Below are 18,583 nucleotides of genomic sequence, written 5' to 3' on the forward strand. Positions count from 1 at the left end.
ACCTTGTTAATGTTTTTCATGCCCTATTTATGATAAATAGGGCGACGAGGTAACTGCTTGCTAATGCATCAGTCCTATGTTTTATGCGGTTTTGATTTCTTGTGCTTGAACATAGTCGTTAGCATCTAAAAAGCCAGGAGTAGATAATTGTTGTTCTGTTAATTGATTCACAACATCACCAATAACAATCAGCGTTGGTGGGGTAATATTATGCTTTTCAACTAATTCGGCTAAATTACCTATAGTACCTCGATAGGTTTTTTGCTCAGGTTGGGTGCCTTTACGAATAAGTGCCGCTGGCGTATTGGCATCTCGCCCGTGTGCAACAAGTTGCTCAGCGATTTTGGGCAGGGTGTTTATGCCCATGTAAAATACTACTGTTTGCGTTTTACAGCTTAAGCTAGACCAAGGTAAGTTTAGTTGACCATTATTTTGAATATGACCAGTAATAAACGTACAACCTTGAGCAACACCACGATGTGTTAATGGAATACCTGCATAAGTTGTACAGCCAGATGCAGCGGTGATGCCGGGACAAATATGGCAACTAACACCTCGTTCTAGCATGTATTCAGCTTCTTCGCCGCCACGACCAAATATAAACGGGTCGCCGCCTTTAAGGCGTAATACTTTTTTGCCCAACTTGGCTTGCTCTACCAGTATTTGATTGATTTTATCTTGTGGCACGCAATGCTTTGCTTGCTCTTTACCCACGTAAAAACGCTCACAGTCTTCTGGTAATAATGCCAAAATTTCTTCACTAACTAGGCGGTCGTAAATGGCAATCTCTGCTTGCTCAATAAAACGCATCGCTCTAATCGTTAATAACTCAGCATCACCGGGACCCGAGCCGACTAAGGCAACTTCGCCCTTATTTAGGCAAGATTTTCCTTTTGATAAAATAGTGCTTGGCGCTGTCGTTGTTTTTGTCGTGTTCATGTTTTGCTCTCTATTGCTTCAACTATGTTAGTGAAGAGTTGGCGAAGTTATGTTAATTAAACTTCAACCACAGGAATATTTGTCTCATTATTTGTTAAGTGCTCACTTGCTGTAATGCCAATTTCGGCATCATCAAGATAACAGCCAGGATCTTCAGCCCAAGCATCCCCCGATTGTGCAAACGCACGGGTGCGAGTGTTACCACCGCAAATATTTAAATACTCACATTGGGCGCAGCGACCTTTCACTGGGCGAGGTTTTTGTCTAAAACCTAGCATTAATGAGTCTTGAGTATCGCGCCATACGTCTGAAAATTTTTCAGTTTTAACATTTCCAATGGGATGATTCCACCAGTATGTATCAGGGTGAATGGTGCCAGTATTATCAATGTTAGCGACATTAACGCCACTGGCATTACCGCCCCAATTAATGAGTCGTTGTTTTAAATTTTCGATAGCTTCAGGGTGACTATCGCCAAACTTTTTAGTAGCCCAGTGTAGTAAAAATGGGCCGTCAGCATCATTATTACCAGTAACAAAGTCGGAAACTAGACCTTGTTCGATATGTGACCAAGCGCGCTCATATAATAACTCCATAGCATCTTTAGTCATTTTAAACATAGCATCATTTTCAGCGCTACGCTTGCCTCGACCTGAATAATTTAAATGCGACAAGTAAAATTTATCTACTTGATATTCTTCCATTAAATCTAACATAGCGGGAATGTCTTGGAAGTTTTCTTTGGTTAAACACAAGCGCATACCTATTTTTATGCCAGCTTCTTTACATAGTTTAATCGCATGCATAGAGGTTTGAAAACTCCCCTTTTGACGGCGAAATTCATCATGAAATGCTTCTAATCCGTCGATGCTAATCCCTACATATTGGTAGTCAGCTGCTTTTATTTTATCAATATTTGACTCGTCAATTAATGTGCCGTTGGTTGATAAAGCAACATAAAAGCCTTTCGCTTTGGCATAAGCGGTTATCTCATAAATATCAGGGCGAAGCAGAGGCTCACCACCAGATAAAATAAGTACCGGCACATGCGCTACTTTTAAGTCATCGATGGTGGCTTTAATTTGCTCTGTGGTTAATTCATCTTTAAAGTCAATATCTAACGATGTTGAATAACAATGCTTGCAACGTAAATTACAACGGCGAATAAGGTTCCAAATAACCACAGGGCCGGGCATTTTTCTTGCAGGTTTTACTGGCTTCAATGACGCTAAATCATCATGTAGCGTGGTTAATAATTGTGAAATCCTAAACATAATCTGGTACCTAGTTATTCGTTATAAAAACGCAATAAAAAATATAAAATATTAATGGAACAGTTTTAATAACCTAGACTATTTTTTTAGTCGTAAACCTGTTTTTTTCAATATTTGTGTGCTGGTTAACATATCATTACTTTTATTAGGGTTACTTTGACTTGCATCATGATTACGTTGCACTAAAACCTCATTTAACAATTCTTTGATCTGGCTTCGGTACTGTTGAATTTCTTGTTGGTTTTTTCCATGCACCATAGCAAATAAATTGTAATTCCAATGCGGTAAGTGACGTGGTCTTTGGTAACAGTGACTAACAAATGGCAAGTTACCGACGCGTTGGCCAAATTCATGAATATGCTTGTCGTCAATATCCCACACTGTCATGCCGTTGAACTTATAACCAATTTTATAATGATTAGGAACCGCAGCAATACGGCGAATAATCCCGCGCTGTTGTAAATCTTTAGTTAGGCTGAGCACTTGTTCAACACTGATATTGAGCTTGTTGGCAATTACATCATAAGGGCGCTCAACAATGGGTAAACCATTTTGTGTTGCTAAAATATATTGTCTTTCTAATGAGCTTAATTCGTTAGACTGGCAAGTAGAGACCGACATAGAATTCCTCCAGTTTTGGGGTGTTTAGTACAGGCAATTGAGTTTTCTTTTCAATGGCATTAATGACTTGCTCGATTTCAGACTGCGATTCGGTGGCAATAACAAACCACATATTAAAGGTGTGATCGCGGCGGTAATTATGGGCAATTTGCTCAAAACTATTGACCTGTTCGGTGACTTTGTCAAAATCCGCCTCTGGTACTGCCAGCGCTGCTAAAGTAAAGGCACCGCCAAGACAAGCAGCATCAAACATCGGGCCAAAACGCGTTAAAATTTTATTTTCTCGTAACGCTTTTAGATGCTCAATAACCTCTGCTTCAGTGGTATTAAGAGTAATAGCAATCTCAGCAAATGGGCGTTCGCAAACCGGTAAGCCTTTTTGTAATAAGTTGATTAATGCTATATCCAAAGCAGATAATTCACTTACTTGGGTTGATGCAGCTTTATCCATGAGCGGCCTCTTTTTTTTCCTGTAAACTCTTGTTCTTTTGATAACTCGCGCCTTTTTGTTTGTAGGCGGTAAAGCTAAAGAGAATATCTTTTTCAATATCTGCTAAAGACAGTTGCTCAGTAATTTCGTTAATTTGTGCTAATACATAGTCTTTATCTGTACCGTGAATCATGCAAAATAAGTTGTATTGCCAGCCGGGTAATCGACGAGGTCGACGATAACATAAAGATACTTCGGGTCGTTTAGCAAGCTTTGCTGCAACCGCATCAACATTTTCGCTGTTAATATTCCATACCACCATAGCGTTGGCGTTAAAGCCAAGCTTTCTATGCTTTACCACTAAGCCGAACCGACGTATTAAACCGGTTTGTTGCCAAGTCGCTATTTGCGCTAGTACTTGTTGTTCATTGGCATTTATCGCTTGTGCAATGGTTTGATAAGGTTGCAACAATTTAGGTAAACCGCTTTCAATGGTTTTTCTTAACTGTGATTTCTGTAATTCAGTTAAGGGCTGTGTTTTGGCTATTCTAATGTTTAAATTGTTGTTAACAATAGGACTAGGCTTACCCGTTATGTTCATGGTGAAAGCTAAATCTAAATGATAAGAGGCTTCCATTGGCAGCACTAGCACTGCTAACCCTGTGAGTAGCTCTATACGGGTGAGGGTATTATGCAGCGTTACTGGATCACTTGCTGTTACAACAAACCATAAATTGTAATTAGTTTTCTCAAAATGTGAACTGCGCGCATAATTATGATTGACCTGTTCAAACTGATTAACAATACTGGCTATTTTATCAAGATCCTTATCTTCAACCGCTAATGCGGCTAAGGTACTTGCCCCTGCTTTTTTATGATCAAAAACAGGACCGATACGTGAAGTTACCCCAGAGTAATCTAAGTCAAACAAAGCACTAAAGACATCATGTTCAGATATCTGTTGTTGTGTACTACTCAGTTTTTGTGCGATGGCTAGATAAGGGCTATTTGTTAAAGGAAAACCTTTTTGAAAATTGTTAATAATATCTTGCTGCAGCTGGGTCAGTTGACCCACATAGGTATCGCTAATTATTTTTTGCTTAATTGTCGTCATAGCTATAGCCCTATTTGATGTGCGCGATTGGTAAAGAAAATTCCGCTCGGGCTTTTTGATGGTAAGGTTTTCAGTAAAGTTTGAGTTTGGGTATCATAAATTTGTACTTCATTATTATCGCGTACTGACATCCACACTTGCTCACCACGTGGAGTAAACTCCATATGCAATACAGCAGGGCCAGGTGTTAAGGTATTCACTAGCTCAAATGTTTCTGTGTTAAACACTTGAATTGTATTGTTATCAGGATAAGCAAAGTTAACCCATATTTGTCGGTTGTCGGGTTGTGCCATAACAAAAATGGGCTGACTATGGGCAGGGATCTCTGCAACTTGTTGCCAAGTTTTAGTGCTAATCACCAGTACTTTGTGTTGTCCTACTGCAGGAACAAAAGCGTGATCGCCTGCAATAGCCCAACCTTCAAGGTGTGGCATTTTATAAACAGGTAGTTTTTGCTCTCCTTTACCATAATCGTTTAAAATGCGGGTAACGCCTTTGTCGATATGCCATAAATCAAGTAAAGCCATACCATCTTCACCAAATAAACCGGCAATATAATAACGACCATCACCACTTATTAAAGCATCATAAGGGAATAAACCAATATCTGAAAATTTGGTTAGTTGCATTTTTTTACCGTTTTCAATACCTGAAAAATCAGCAACCCATATCTCATGACTATCAAATAAACTAAAAACAAACTTGTTATTTGGCGCATCTACTAGGCCAACCACCTTTGAACGCACTGGACTACCATCTTTATTTTTTGGTTTAGTGGTTAAAATAGTACTGTCTATGGTGGCTACAAGCTCAAGGGTTTCGCTATTAAATACTTTTACGCCGCCGGGGGTATAGTTAGATACTGCAACCAATTTACCATCTTGGCTAATTGCACCACCAATACTGTTACCTGACTGTATGACACGTTTGTCAATCTTGTCTTTTAATAAATCAATTTTGGTTAAGCCACCATCTCGGCCAAATACATAGGCGTAGCGTTGATCGCGCGAGTAAACAATAGAGGCGTGGGATAGGTCGCCTAAGCCGTCAATTTCGCTGACAATGGTCTTATCCGTATGATCAATAATTTGTACTTGCCCTGTGGCACGCTCAATAATTACGCCCATATCGCCTGTTGCGCGTAGTTCAGTTTCTATGTTTGGTGTTTGCTCAGTGATTGCGCACCCAAAGAGTGTAGCGCTAATAAAGCAAAGACTGGCGAATTTGAAGTATTTGTTTCTCATATCTATTTCCTTGTTATTCCTTACGGATAGGTTTGTTATTGGTAATATTGCCTTGCTTTAATTGCTCGGCTATCCATAAGGCTTCTTGCTCGGTTAATAATGTTTTCCATGGCGGCATAGCAGTACCTGCTCGCCCATATAAAATGGTGTTTTGAATAAATAGCATAGGCTTGTTTTGCAGGTTTTCTACCAGTAATGCAGGACCTAAACCTCCTTTTAATGTCATGCCATGGCAAGAGCCGCAATCTTGCTTTACTATATGAATTAATTCAGCTTGCCGCGTACTTGATATTGCTGCTTCATTAGTATTTCCTTGACTCGATACACCAAAAAAACCAACTAATACAGCCGCTATAGACCAAATGTGCTTAATTGTTGATAACCCCATATTAACTATCCACCGTCAATGTTATTGAAAGTAAGTTTACACAGTGAGGTAAGTTTCTTTATTGCCTGAGATCATATTTTTAAAACAAAGAGATTAAGTTTATTGATATAAATCACCAAATGTTGAAATGACAGTTTTGAAGAATAACCGATATTTGTCACATAGCAGTTTTTGAAATGTGCTAAGAACCCTAGAAATAAAGCATGATATAGATCTGTTTTTTGACATAAATACTGCTTGTATAGAAAAATAAGTTTATTAAATTGACTTAGATCACTGTGAGCTTTTCTATTTGGGATTATAAATACCACCAATTATTGATGAATTAAAATTTAAGATGTAAAGGGTCAAAAATGTTTAAACAAACGTTATTAACTGTTGCACTGGCTAGCATATTATTACCGAGCGCTTTTAGTATAGCTATTGCAGATGATTCAGTCGTACATCAGGGTATTGATGAACAAATAGAAACCCTAGTGGTTATTGGTAAAACGCCCCGGAAAGTACAAGATGTTGTTGGTGCTGTCTCTGTGATAAATAGCGAAGCTATTGAGCAAAAATTAGTGCATAACGTTGCTGACTTACTGCGCTATGAGGCTGGTATTAGTATGCTTAATTCAGGTAGCCGTTTTGGCAGCTCAAGTATTGCTATTCGTGGCATCTCAGGTAATAGAGTCGCTACTGAAATTGATGGTGTACCCGTTGCTGAGCAGTTTAATGTCGGCAGTTATTCTAATTCAGGACGAAACTATGTCGACCCAGAGCTTATTAAACAAGTAGAAATTTTACGTGGTCCAGCTTCTAGCACCTATGGTAGTGATGCTATTGGTGGTGTGGTCAGTTTTGTAACTAAAAAGCCAAATGATTTATTAAGCCAAACCACAAGCGATGTTTATGTTGCGGCTAAAACCGGTTACTACTCAATTGATAACAGTCAGCTTATTTCACTCAACACAGCCTTTGGCAATGACACTTCAAGTGCGTTAATTTCTGCTTCATATCGCAACGGAAATGAGTTAGATAGTAATTCTGACTCAACAATTGCTAGTGATGAGCAAGACAATGAAGCGAAGTCACTATTAGCAAAATACTTTTATGTTATTTCGGACAATCAAGAGCTAAGCTTTACCTATGATTTCTTTAAACGTGAAGCACAAACTGATGTGCTGTCAATATTAGGGTTAGGTAGATTCAGTTCAACTACTGCTTTAATTGGCGATGATGAAACAACGCGTGAAAACTTTGTGATCAACTATGATTTTGTGCTTGATGCTGATTGGCTCGAAGGCGGTATTATTCGACTTTATGATCAGAGTACAGAAACAACACAATTGACCGATGAAAGAAGAACGGAAACCAATAGAAGAACCGGCATAACGGGTAATTTTAGTTACGATCGTGATTTCTTTTATCAACAAGATATTAAAGGCGTGCGGTTAAATTTTTATACTAATGCGTTTGCTTCATCTGCAAATCATCATATTGGTTATGGCTTAGAATATAGCACGACTGAAACCAAGGAATTGAGAAATGGTGTGAAAACAGATCTTGCAACAGGTGTTGCTACTAATAGTATTTTATCCGAAGTATTTCCTGTTAGAGACTTTCCTATAACCAAAGTGAAAGAATTGGGTATTTATTTAAATGACGAAATAACAATTTCAGGTACTAACTTAACCGTGATTCCCGCACTTCGTTATGATAAATATGAGCTGTCTCCACAGGTTGATAGTATATATTTAGCTGATAATCCAGACCAAACCGTCGTTTCTATTACTGAAGATAGTATTTCACCTAAGTTAGGTGTCGTTTACCAAGTCAATGAAAATGCTAAGGTGTATGCTCAATATGTGAAAGGTTTTAGAGCGCCGCCTTTTGAAGATGCGAACATTGGATTAGACATCCCACTATTTAAAATGCGTGCCATACCCAACCCGGATTTAAAGTCAGAAACCACTGATGGTTATGAAATCGGATATAATTTTACTAGTGAACATCATAAAGTTGAGCTCGTGGGTTTTTATAATGATTATGACGATTTCATCCAAACCAAAGTCAATTTAGGTTTTGATCCTGTTGTTGGCCGCATTATTTTTCAATCACAGAATATTGCCAATGCGAAAATTTATGGTGCAGAAGTGAATTATAACTACCATAACCAAGGTTTATTCACTGCAAGTGACAAATATAACACTTATGCCTCAGTCTTTTGGAGTAAAGGTGAAAACCGTGATACCGACAAACCCATTAATGAAATAGAGCCAAATCATGCTTTATTGGGCGTTGAATGGTTAACCAGTGATGAATCTATTTCAGTTGCACTTCATGCAAATTTAGTTGCTGGCAAGTCTGATATTGATGATGCCGAGGATCCAGAGCTTAAACTTGCTACAACGGCAGGTTATGTAACCTTTGATGTTATCGCTAACTTCCATATTAATCAGCAATTAACCATTGCTGGTGCTATCAATAACCTAACTGATAAACAATATTGGCTTTGGTCAGATGTTAATGGCGTTTCAGCAACTGATCCCTTATTAGCGACCATGGCTGCACCAGGAATTAATGCTTCATTACAATTAAAGTATGCTTGGTAATTTTTATTTAAGCCTACAATGTAGGTTAACCTTTACCACAAAGGGCCAGACATCTTTTGTCTGGCTTTTTTGTTGAATAATTCGCCAAAAACTAACTGGCAAAAGAGATGTATTGTGTGTATTAAAATCCTTTGTAATAAAAGGTTTATCTTAATGATACTGATTATCACTTTCGTGCGGCATACCGATTTATTCTATTGAAAGCTAGTTATTTATGATGGTTTTGTTGACCTTGATCAATATGTTCAATTATTAACAGATATTTTTTTTTAAAATTGATCTATATCACATAACGGTATCGAAAATAGGTAGATAGTTACATTTAGAAACATTTGGTAGCTGTTTACATAAAACAGTTATAGATAAGAATATACAATAATATTTGGAGAGTAACGGATGAAACACATTAAACACAGTCTTTCAGCACTTGGTTTAGCAATTGGCATGGCAGCGGGCGGTTTGAGCATGTCAGTATCGGCTGCGGAGCCTACGTTATCTGAAGCTGATTTTGAAAAAGCACAGTTACATTATTTCCAGCGTTGTGCTGGTTGTCACGGTGTACTACGTAAAGGCGCTACTGGTAAAAACTTAGAGCCAAAAAACATGCTTAAAAAAGGCCAAAAGCGTCTAGAGAAAATTATTTCTTTAGGTACTGAAGGTGGCATGAACAACTTTGATGATTTGTTTAGCAAAAAAGAAATTGCTAACTTAGCTACATTTATTCAAATGACGCCTCCAGTTCCACCGGAAATGTCTTTAGAACAAATGCGTTCTCATACTAAGGAATTTGTTGCGCCAAAAGATTACCCAACTAAGCCATTACACGGTTTAAATTGGGAAAACTTCTTCGTTGTAATCGAACGTGATGCTGGTACAGCGGCGATCGTTGACGGCGATACTAAGAAAATTGTTACCCATATTGATACTGGTTACGCAGTACATGTAATTAAAGGTACTGAGCACCATAAGAAAGATCATGCTAAAGATGTTGGTCGTTTCTGGTACACCATTGGGCGTGACGGTAAGGTTAACAAAATTGATTTATGGCAAAAGCCTGAAAAAATGTTAGTTGCTGAAACTAAAATGGCTTATGACGCACGTGATATCGCAGTTTCTGGTGATGGAAAATACGTAATTGCTGGTGGTTACTGGCCTGCGCATTTCGTTATCATGGACGCTGTTACATTGAACCCACTTAAAGTTGTTTCAACGCGTGGTTACAACACTAAAGGTGAATTCATCAATGAAGCACGTGTTGCAGCTATCTACACTGCGCCAAATGAGTCTGCTTTCATCGTTGCGGTAAAAGAAACGGGTAAAATGTTGCAAGTTGATTATACCGACTTAGACAACTTAAACATTACTGCAATTGAGTCAGCTGAATTCTTACATGATGGTTTCTTCGACCCTTCAGGTCGTTACTTCCAAATTGCAGCTAACGCATCAAATAAAATGGTTGTTGTCGATACTAAAGATGGCAAGCTTGAGAAAATGATTGACGTTGATAGCTTACCTCACCCAGGTCCAGGTGCTAACTGGATTGATGAAAAATGTGGCCCTGTTGGTGGTACTACTCACTTAGGTGTTGGCTTAGTTTCAGTTTGGGGTAATGATCCAATCAATCACCCTGACCAAGCATGGAAACTTTGTTATGAAGTTGAAACTGATGGTGCTGGTGTATTCATCCGTACTCACGAAACTTCAGACTATGTATGGGCGGATCAACTTAAGCATCCAGAGCCTGAAATTCAGCAATCAGTACAAGTTTTTGATAAGAAAACTCGTGAAATCGTGAAAACAATCCGTGTAACAACAGAGCCTGGTAAAGCGGCACTTCACATGGAATTCAACGATGATGGTACTGAAGTTTGGGTATCAGTTTGGAACCGTAAAGATGCTAAAAACCCAACGGGTGAAATCGTTGTATATGATGCCAAAACTCTGAAAGAAAAAGCACGTATTAAAGGATTAACTACCCCAACAGGTAAGTTTAACGTTTATAACCGTTCGCATCATAAAACTTAGAATCAAGTAAATTGACTTTACTTTTTAAGGCATGGCTTATGCCATGCCTTTTTATTTTCCCATCGACCTATCTAAGAGCTATGTATGGCTAATAACACATTAACAAAACCAAGTTTTTGGTCTAAACGACTAATACTCGGCACTACTGTATCCGGAGCCGTTATTTTCTTCGTTGTTGGTATCATCTTCTGGGGTGGCTTCAACACGGCAATGGAAGCAACTAACACCACCGAATTCTGTATTGGTTGTCATGAAATGGAAGACAACGTTTATCAAGAATACACTCCAACTATTCATTATACTAACCGCACCGGGGTGCGTGCAGGCTGCCCTGATTGTCATGTGCCACGCCCTTGGATCCATAAAGTAATTCGTAAAATAAAAGCCTCAAGAGAAGTTTATTTTTGGTTGACGGGTAAAATTGATACCAAAGAAAAATTTGAAGAGCATCGATTTGACTTAGCACAGAATGTTTGGAAAGCAATGAAAGACACAGATTCAAGAGAGTGTCGTAATTGTCATAACTTTGAGTCAATGAACCCAGAATTTCAAAAGCCTCGTGCGCGAAAACAGCATTTAAATGCCTTTGAAACAGGACAAACTTGTATTGATTGCCATAAAGGTATTGCTCATCATAATGTACGCGATAAATTGTCAGACGAAGCATTGGAAAAATTAGAAGCACCAAACCCTGATTATATTCGTGAAGTACCTCAAGAATATAAAGATGGTTTAGCAAGAATTGAAGCTAAAGAAGCAGCTGCCGCTGCGAAACTTAAAGCTGAAAAGCTTGCTGAGAAAGCTAAAGTTGAAGAAAAAATTGCTGCCGCTGTAGCTGCTGCTGTAGCCAATGCTGGAGGAGCAGATAAAGCGGTATCTTCTACCAAAACTGCCAATAAAGCGAGTAACATTAATGTTGATTGGTCAAAAGCACAGTCTACTGATATTGGTGTGTTCTATCCAGGTACGGCATCAATTGAATGGATATTAGGCAGAAAACATGGTGGCAAACGTGCCTTCACTAAAGGTGACCGTTGTATAGAATGTCATGGTGAAGAAATTGCTGATATTGGTAATAACATCGTTTCTGGTGAAAGCGAGAAAGATTTAGAGCCTAATGTAATTCCAGGAAAACGTGGTAGCTTTGATGTAACCATTGATGCAACTCATGATGCTGAAAATATATACTTAAGATTCAGCTGGGCTGATGGTGAACACGCTGCTGTACCTTTTGTTGAAGGTGGCAAAATGGATCCTGAAAACCCTATGAAGTTAGCCTTTATGTTAGCTACTGATGATGTTGAGTATGCTGACCGTGCAGGTTGTTGGGGTACATGTCATGCGGATGCTAACACCATGCCGTTTGCACCAGAGCAAGATACCTTAAAAGGCAGTGATTTAGCTAAACGCTTGAACTTCGATACGGGTACGGGTACGGGTGTAACTAAGTACTTAAAAGAAACACGTACTAAGTTAGAGCTTAAAGGTCGCCGTGGTAAAGCATTAGGTGGTTGGGATAAGCTGAAAGACCAAGCTGATATCAATGCTTTACAACAAGCTAACCAATTTATGGATGTTGTTCGCTATAAATCAGGTACTGATAAAGTAGAAGATGGGCAGATTTTAGCCTCACGTGACATGCATGGCGGTCAAGGTGCAGAAGTTGAAGCGTCTCTGAAAAACGGTACCTGGTCTGTGGTTGTTAAGCGTAGGCTTAAATCAGACAAGGCCGGCGATGTTAGTATTGAAGCTGGTAAAGTATACAACTTTGGTTTTGCGATTCATGACGATTACTCAAGCGCTCGCTATCATCACGTTTCATTTGGTTATAAATTAGCCCTTGATAATGCAGATGCAGAGATCAATGCTGTGAAACAGTAATCTGTTTTTAAATTGAACGTAAACGCCTTGATTTTTTAACGCAGATCAAGGCGTTTTTTATTTTTTGTGTTATCATTCTGGCCATTATTTATGTTAGACGAACATTAGGCTATGAAAACTTTTAAAGAATTACTCAAGTTAACTAACGAACAAGAACAACCACAACGTTTAATGTTTTTGTTTGCAAAAGCAGAAGCTAAAAATCCGAAAAAAAGTAAGAAGCACCAGCAAGGCACGATTGAGCCAGTGATGTGTGTTGATAAATTGCCAGAACAATTAACAACATTTGCCGACTTAAAAAATGAAGCAGATTCAATTGAAAAAAACTGGAATTTTGTGTTTATCGCTAGTCTTAGTGGTGAAAATGGTATGACACCAAGCGAAGATGATGCTGAACCCTTCTTAAATAAAATGGTTAATGATGTAAAAACAGGCAATAATGTTGGACGTTATGTTATTTATGATCGTGATGAAAACCCAATAGAGCTTGAGTCAAACAATTAATTTTTACAGGTTAATCTCAAATAATTAATTACCTTTATTTACTATGAAACCCAATACAAGCATAGCAATGCAAACGCTTATTGATGATATAAAAAATGCTTTACCTTTTGAAAAATCAGAGCATGAAATTTGTGCGGGAAAATGTATTGGGTGCGCAAAAAAAATGTTGGAATATATGGGTGGCGAGCTTGACCACTTTCAATGCCAACTTGACCAAGGTGAAATTCCTACCCTTGGCGAACTAAGTGATCTTGCTCGCATTGCTAAAAAAGTTCACCGTAATATGGTTAGAAATAATTTGGTTTAGTTTAGTTTCGGTTAGATTAGGTTAGGTTAGGTTATTTTAATTTATTTACGCTATTCGAATTAAATATTCTGAGGGTAATTATTCACAATTCCCCCGCTATGCATATAATAAGTTCAAAAGCACCATAGTAAGGTAGTACACAAATGAAACGTTGGCTTTTAATAAATCTTGGTGATGCTATGCTGGCTTATGATCAGCAAGACCGCATTACACATCAGCTAAAAGCTGCTTTTTCAGCGGCAGGCAATCCTGACGATATGGCGGCATTTATTCGCCATGAGGCAGACGGACGGTTGCATTGTGAAGTAAAAATATACCTATCTCCCGCATCTTCAGCAATTGTCAAAGACCTTTTCAAAACTGACGTTAATGTCACCGAATGTGAGCAGCCATCGATAGACAGCTTAAGCCTGTTAGCAGGTACTAAAAATGCTCAGCAGTTACTTTTTCCTTAAATCCTCTTGTTAAAATTTAACTAACTTGCCTTATAACTTCGCTTTGTTATGCTCAAGACAATACGCTATCATCTCAACTGTTAATTTCATACCATGTGCTAATACAATGTAGTCATAATGTGTGTCTTTGCATTTAAAGGAGTTATTCATGCCTGAAAAAAATCATTGGTTGAAAAATTTATATCCTGGCTATTTTGCTATGACTATGGCAACGGGCATTATTTCAGTCGGCTTGTTTTTGCATGGCAATATCCTTTTATCCAATAGCTTTATGGTTGTCACCTTATCCACATGGTTGATATGGTTTTTTTTATATACTTGGCGACTAATTAAATACCCTAAAACCGTATGGGATAATTTAATTGACCCTAAAACCACCTTTGTGTTTTTTACTTTTGTTGCTGCAACTAACCTTTGTGGTGTGTTGCTGCATCAGCGTGGTTACCCGTCTTTCGCCATGTTGTGTTGGTTTGTGGCTTTTAGTTATTGGGCCATTTTAATGTATTTAAGTTTCACCGCCTTATGCTTTGCTCACAAAGAAAGGGAAGTTAATATTATGCATGGCGGTTGGTTAATCTTGATAGTAGGCACGCAATCATTAGTGTTACTAGGCACTAAGGTTGCTGAAAATTTTGGAGAGTATGCTGCTTACATGATGGTAGAAATTCATATGCTATGGGCATTAGGTATTATTTTTTATGCCGTGCTTGTGACACTTTTTTGCTACCGAATTTTCTTTAAAACCATGACAGTTGAAGATTGCTCGCCTTTTATGTGGGTGATTATGGGGGCTGCCGCGATAAGTGCAAATGCTGGGACTCGGCTGTTATTAACCGATCCTGTTATTCCTATGTTGGCTGAGTTGCATGCGGTTGTACAGTTAATGTCAATTATGTTGTGGACATGGGCAACTTGGTGGATCCCTTTGTTAGTCATTATGGGTGTATGGATACATGGTTATAAAAAAATACCACTTACCTATAACCCAATGCAGTGGAGCATAGTATTCCCGTTAGGTATGTATGCGGTGGCTACCAATAATTTAGCGCTTTCATCACAATTCACACCGCTATTATTTTTAGCAAACAGCATGTTATGGGTAGCATGTGCAGCTTGGATAATATTGGCCCTTGCCTTTATAAAAGCCTTTTTCATTGATCAATTTATTTCAGTTAATAATAATTTAGATTAACTTCTGTTGCATATCAGAGGATAAAATCTAAGTAACTCTAAAAAGCAATTCGCTTGAATTATTGAGGTATATTGTATACAGTATGTAAAATTAAACTATTTTATTGATTATATGAATAACAAACAGACCCTTTTATTGGCACTGGGCACTAGCTTGCTGCTCAATGCCTGTAGCCTGTCTCCAATGACTGAAAAGAGCTTACCAGCAAGGCATTCATTAACAACTGACTCTTCAGTGCTACAGTCGCCCGCAATACAGTCAATTATTAATACCGATTTAAATGCATTGTGGAGCCAAGATTTTAATCATTATCAAAATGACTTGTTATTAGTGGTGAGTCAGGCAATCTCAGTGTTAGCAAAAAACCATGATTTAACCGATCAAAGATTAGAAAAACTCAGTTTTTATTTACGTATCTATTCAAGCTTTGGTCCAGATAAAGAATGGCCAGAGCATACGGCAGCGGCTTTAAATAATGCACTGCTAGCCTTACAACGTATGCCGGGTTTTTATCAACTCACACCCGTTACGGCACGTTTACATGAAAATTATGCCGTGGCTTTGTATCGGTTATATTTTTTAGAGCCGTTGCAATTATCAACGGAGGATCACCTTAAGCCGCTAACCAAGCTCATTAATTTATATGCACAGCAAGAGTTGGCATTAGATACTAGTAAGGACAACGAACAAGCGCTTCATTATGCACTATGGGAAATTCTGCGAGCCAGTGCAATACTACCCTATGAAGCGTCAAGAAAAAATAACGCTGAACATTTAGCTATTTTTACTGATAACACTAGGTTAACTGACGCATTATTAGCATTTATCGGTAGTGATAATGCAGTGCTCAAAGGTGATAACTGGCCAAAAAAGCATGCTGCATGGGCACTAGCACAACATTATAATGTTTATAATACACAATACTTGAATGCTTATTATAAAAAGAGTGAGGCAGAGCAAAAGCAGCTTGATGATGAAGAAATCACCTTGCCACAGCAAGAGAAAATGACCACGCTGGATAATGCAATTTGGCAAGCTCTTATGAACTCAGTAGTAAGTAAAATTAAAGAAAAATCAGAGCGAGAACAAGCAATAAAAACCCTGTTTAGTATTCCTTATGTGGTGAGCACTTTCCGCGGTAAGTCTGAATGTGAACAGGGAAGTTTAAAGAATCGATGCGTCGCTCCAACCATTGAAGAAGCAACGCCAATAAAGCATATATGCTCTGAGCGTCTTTTTATTCGTACGCAAACAATGACAAAAGCGCAGTTGGATGATGCTTGTAAACAACTAATTTCACAAGAAGCGGTTTTTCATGAAAAACTAGCAACTAACTTAGAGCCTGTTGCCAATGATTTTAATGATAAGTTGCGCGTGGTAGTGTTTGAAAATGCGGCAGAATATAATAAATATGGACAGTTGGTATTTGATATCAATACTAATAATGGTGGCATGTACATTGAAGGTACCACTCAAGATCCAGATAATATCGCCACCTTTTATTCTTACGAGCATTTTTGGGTAAGACCAAAATTTCAAGTGTGGAATTTAAACCATGAATATGTTCACTACCTTGATGGTCGTTTTCTTAAATATGACACCTTTAACCATTTTCCAAGTAATCTTGTGTGGTGGTCAGAAGGGTTAGCAGAGTATATTTCTCAAGGAGATGATAATCCAAAAGCATTCAAGTTATTAAATGAAACCGAACAAGACCAATGGTTAACGTTACAGCAGGTTTTTGATACCAAGTATCGTGATGGGAGTGATCAAGTATATCAATGGGGATACCTAGCTGTGCGTTTTATGTTTGAAAACCACGTAGAAGAATATCGGCAATTAGCTCACTTTCTAAAAACAGATTTTTTTGATGGTTATAAAAAGTTATTAGATGAAAGTGGTCAGCAATACCAAACAGAATTTAGTGCATGGTTAAGCAAACACAACGCCAACTATGTTGATGACACAAAAGCTAAAGATCCCCATCAACCAAGACAATTTTATCGTTATACGTATAAGGATTATTTGCAACCTAAGCACTTAATAGAAACACCTCGCCATATGCACTGGCAATATTGGCATGCAAATGCGTTAAAAAGTGAACATGCTATTGTTACGAAATAGCCATATACCATATTAGCTCTTTAACCGTTAATTCGAGGATTTAAGGTGATAAGCGAGAGACAATATATGAGGTTGATTTCTGTGTTTTTAGTAGTTAGAAATAGGTTGGTTCTATATTTAAAATTAAATTTATGCAAAACTATTTAAATGAATGAAAATACCCTAGTTGAATTAACTCTTTTTGATCCAGAAAATACTTTTATTGGCTTGTTGGAAAAGCAAAAAGTCTCATATCGAAAAGTTCCTGCTACTCATCAATTTGTCGTTGCGACGGATGAAACTATTGAAATTGTTAGCAGTGATAACCGTAAAGCGTTAATTGAAAACCTAAGTTTAGTTTTTATGGCGTGGCTTGAAGAAAAAAATGGTAGGAAGTTGCAGGCGTTGTTAGTTGACGGAAGTACGGTAACTATTGAGAAAAATGCTATAAAAACTGCTTATAGCATTATTCAAAATTCATTGAGAATTACCGTTTTTGATCAGGAGTATAACAATCGAATAAGCAATAGTTAGTTCTGTCTATCAACAGATATTATTCAATTAACTCACTTTCTGAAACACCAAGTAAGCAGCGACCAAGTCACTCACTGCCGTACCAACCGATTTAAACAAGGTGATTTCATCTGTAGATTGTCTTAATAAATCAGGTTGTTTACACATATCCGTTAACTCGCCCACAATAGCTTCTGCTGAGAATACACCTTCATTAATTGGAATAAGTAATTCACCTGCTTCATGTAAAGTGTTAGTCAAGCTATCAACAAACACGCGGGCTTTGGTGATGGTAGTGCTATCGCACTCTCTGGCGTCTGCCATATGGTTACCTAAGCAATCTATATGGCTGCCTTTACTGATAAGTTGGCCATCAAATAATGGCGTTTTTGCACCTGTGGCACAGCAGATAATATCAACATATGGAATTTCTTGGTCTACATCTAAACTCGTATAAAAACTAATGTTTGGGTATAAAGAGCTAAACTCGTTAATTAGCTTTTGCACTTTATCAGCGCTTCTACCCCATAAGGTCACCTTTTTCAGCGGGCGAACACTAATATGGGCATGTAATAAGTAAGCGGCTAAATTACCTGTGCCAAATAGCATTAAATGCTGACTGTTCTCGCGTGATAATAATTGACTAGCCAACGCTGAAATAGCTGCAGTGCGCCAATAGGTAACACTGGTACCATCAACTAGCGCTAGAGGCTCTCCTGTTTTACGGCGAAATAACATGATTTTAGAAAATAAACCGGGCAAGTCATGCTCAACACTGTTGTTTGGAAAATAAGTAAACATTTTATTGCCAATCACTTCGTCATTCCATGAGGGTAAAAGTGCAAAAGCATCATGCTTGTTATGATCTTCAGGCGCCAGTAAATGCACCTGTCGTTGCGGCATATGAAATGGCTTGCTAAAACTCTGTTTAAGTAATGGAATTAACTCATCAAAAGTTAAGTTGCGTTGTACTTGTTCAAAATTAATGACTTTCAT

General features: G+C 38.1%; 17 protein-coding genes and 1 pseudogene. 10 read left to right on the forward strand and 8 right to left on the reverse strand.

Annotated features, from left to right (window positions below; translation table 11 throughout):
- Positions 1-81: 81 nt before the first annotated feature.
- The 7 genes from cobA to ABXG98_RS00390 all read right to left on the reverse strand — a co-directional run bounded on the left by cobA (position 82) and on the right by ABXG98_RS00390 (position 6,010).
- On the reverse strand, positions 82-939 hold the full coding sequence (gene cobA, locus ABXG98_RS00360; protein WP_353536695.1) for a uroporphyrinogen-III C-methyltransferase: 858 nt from the start codon (positions 937-939) through the stop codon (positions 82-84).
- Between the two features lie 56 nt (positions 940-995).
- Positions 996-2,213: a heme d1 biosynthesis radical SAM protein NirJ gene (gene nirJ / locus ABXG98_RS00365; protein ID WP_353536696.1), complete on the reverse strand. Its 1,218-nt coding sequence runs from the start codon at positions 2,211-2,213 to the stop codon at positions 996-998.
- Between the two features lie 78 nt (positions 2,214-2,291).
- Positions 2,292-2,834, reverse strand: coding sequence for a siroheme decarboxylase subunit beta (gene ahbB / locus ABXG98_RS00370; RefSeq protein ID WP_353536697.1), 543 nt, complete (start codon positions 2,832-2,834; stop codon positions 2,292-2,294).
- A complete protein-coding gene (locus tag ABXG98_RS00375) occupies positions 2,809-3,285 on the reverse strand; it encodes an Lrp/AsnC family transcriptional regulator (RefSeq protein WP_353536698.1) in 477 nt (158 codons plus the stop codon). The genes ahbB (ABXG98_RS00370) and ABXG98_RS00375 overlap by 26 nt, the downstream gene beginning before the upstream one ends.
- A complete protein-coding gene (gene ahbB, locus ABXG98_RS00380) occupies positions 3,278-4,378 on the reverse strand; it encodes a siroheme decarboxylase subunit beta (RefSeq protein ID WP_353536699.1) in 1,101 nt (366 codons plus the stop codon). The genes ABXG98_RS00375 and ahbB (ABXG98_RS00380) overlap by 8 nt, the downstream gene beginning before the upstream one ends.
- Before the next feature lie 2 nt (positions 4,379-4,380).
- Positions 4,381-5,622: a cytochrome D1 domain-containing protein gene (locus tag ABXG98_RS00385; RefSeq protein WP_353536700.1), complete on the reverse strand. Its 1,242-nt coding sequence runs from the start codon at positions 5,620-5,622 to the stop codon at positions 4,381-4,383.
- 13 nt (positions 5,623-5,635) lie between these two features.
- Positions 5,636-6,010: a c-type cytochrome gene (locus ABXG98_RS00390; RefSeq protein WP_353536701.1), complete on the reverse strand. Its 375-nt coding sequence runs from the start codon at positions 6,008-6,010 to the stop codon at positions 5,636-5,638.
- A gap of 353 nt (positions 6,011-6,363) precedes the next feature.
- Between ABXG98_RS00390 and ABXG98_RS00395 the strand changes: the two genes are divergently transcribed.
- The 10 genes and pseudogenes from ABXG98_RS00395 (at position 6,364) to ABXG98_RS00440 (ending at position 17,608) form a co-directional block, all read left to right on the forward strand.
- The gene (locus tag ABXG98_RS00395) at positions 6,364-8,607 is read left to right on the forward strand and encodes a TonB-dependent hemoglobin/transferrin/lactoferrin family receptor (RefSeq protein WP_353536702.1); all 2,244 of its coding nucleotides are present in this window, start codon (positions 6,364-6,366) and stop codon (positions 8,605-8,607) included.
- Between the two features lie 396 nt (positions 8,608-9,003).
- A complete protein-coding gene (locus ABXG98_RS00400; protein ID WP_353536703.1) occupies positions 9,004-10,632 on the forward strand; it encodes a cytochrome D1 domain-containing protein in 1,629 nt (542 codons plus the stop codon).
- A gap of 84 nt (positions 10,633-10,716) precedes the next feature.
- Positions 10,717-11,268: pseudogene (locus ABXG98_RS00405) on the forward strand (NapC/NirT family cytochrome c); the annotation flags it as partial.
- A gap of 30 nt (positions 11,269-11,298) precedes the next feature.
- Positions 11,299-12,513, forward strand: a complete 1,215-nt coding sequence (locus ABXG98_RS00410; protein ID WP_353537442.1) for an ethylbenzene dehydrogenase-related protein — start codon at positions 11,299-11,301, stop codon at positions 12,511-12,513.
- Positions 12,514-12,624: 111 nt separating this feature from the next.
- A complete protein-coding gene (locus ABXG98_RS00415) occupies positions 12,625-13,017 on the forward strand; it encodes a ribonucleotide reductase subunit alpha (protein ID WP_353536704.1) in 393 nt (130 codons plus the stop codon).
- A gap of 67 nt (positions 13,018-13,084) precedes the next feature.
- On the forward strand, positions 13,085-13,324 hold the full coding sequence (locus ABXG98_RS00420; RefSeq protein WP_353536705.1) for a hypothetical protein: 240 nt from the start codon (positions 13,085-13,087) through the stop codon (positions 13,322-13,324).
- Positions 13,325-13,467: 143 nt separating this feature from the next.
- The gene (locus ABXG98_RS00425) at positions 13,468-13,779 is read left to right on the forward strand and encodes a hypothetical protein (protein ID WP_353536706.1); all 312 of its coding nucleotides are present in this window, start codon (positions 13,468-13,470) and stop codon (positions 13,777-13,779) included.
- A 148-nt stretch (positions 13,780-13,927) separates the two neighbouring features.
- Positions 13,928-14,971 carry a tellurite resistance/C4-dicarboxylate transporter family protein gene (locus tag ABXG98_RS00430; protein WP_353536707.1) on the forward strand — a complete coding sequence of 348 codons (1,044 nt, stop codon included), beginning with the start codon at positions 13,928-13,930 and terminating at the stop codon, positions 14,969-14,971.
- A 111-nt stretch (positions 14,972-15,082) separates the two neighbouring features.
- The gene (locus ABXG98_RS00435) at positions 15,083-17,095 is read left to right on the forward strand and encodes a collagenase (protein WP_353536708.1); all 2,013 of its coding nucleotides are present in this window, start codon (positions 15,083-15,085) and stop codon (positions 17,093-17,095) included.
- 147 nt (positions 17,096-17,242) lie between these two features.
- Positions 17,243-17,608 carry a hypothetical protein gene (locus ABXG98_RS00440; RefSeq protein WP_353536709.1) on the forward strand — a complete coding sequence of 122 codons (366 nt, stop codon included), beginning with the start codon at positions 17,243-17,245 and terminating at the stop codon, positions 17,606-17,608.
- A 27-nt stretch (positions 17,609-17,635) separates the two neighbouring features.
- Here ABXG98_RS00440 and lhpI read toward each other — a convergent pair whose 3' ends face one another.
- Complete coding sequence (gene lhpI, locus ABXG98_RS00445) at positions 17,636-18,583, reverse strand: bifunctional Delta(1)-pyrroline-2-carboxylate/Delta(1)-piperideine-2-carboxylate reductase (RefSeq protein WP_353536710.1); 948 nt, start codon at positions 18,581-18,583, stop codon at positions 17,636-17,638.

Origin of the sequence: Colwellia sp. KU-HH00111 (assembly GCF_040362745.1) — a bacterium.
In the GTDB taxonomy this organism is placed as follows: domain Bacteria; phylum Pseudomonadota; class Gammaproteobacteria; order Enterobacterales; family Alteromonadaceae; genus Colwellia.